Genomic DNA, 575 nt, shown 5'->3' on the forward strand with positions numbered 1-575 from the left:
TGGTTCGGTTGACGCTCACGGTGGCGTTGCCGCCGCCCACAGACGTGGACAGGCCGAGAGACTTGAGCAGGTCGGCCTTGCCGGTGACGCTCAGATCCGCACCCGTCGAGCTCTTCAGCGTGACGGCACCGCCACCAACGCTCGAAGCAGTCTGGTTGAAGCTGGTGGCGAGCGTCGCAGCACCGGCAGTGATGGATGCCGTCTTGACTCCGCTGGCGAGATCGACCGCGGTCAACAGATCGCTGACGGTCGCAGCCGGAGTGCCCGCGGTACCGAGATAGACCGTGGTGTTGCCGCTGCCGTCGGTGACGAGGTTGCCGCTGACGCCCGAGCCGGACGCAACCGCAGTCGAGGCCGGAGCAGAGCCCGAGCGGAACGTGATGGTCTTGCCGTTCACGGTCAGCGTGTCGCCGTCGGCGGGCTGGGCGTTGCTGGCCAGGCCGGTTGCGGTCGTGCCGTTGGTCGCGATCAGGGTGATGGCGCCGGTCAGGGCCGTGGTGCCGTCGCCGGCCGTTCCCGCGGTACCCGTGAAGGTGCCGATGGTGGCGCCGAGCGTCGTGGTGCCGCTCGCAGCC

Annotated in this window: 1 protein-coding gene; it reads right to left on the reverse strand. The window is 69.2% G+C overall.

What is annotated here, in order from left to right:
- The coding region (locus CV770_RS41335; RefSeq protein ID WP_146101489.1) for a DUF1522 domain-containing protein at positions 1-575 on the reverse strand (575 nt) is incomplete at both ends.

This window comes from Bradyrhizobium sp. AC87j1, assembly GCF_002936975.1.
Taxonomy (GTDB): Bacteria; Pseudomonadota; Alphaproteobacteria; order Rhizobiales; family Xanthobacteraceae; genus Bradyrhizobium; species Bradyrhizobium shewense.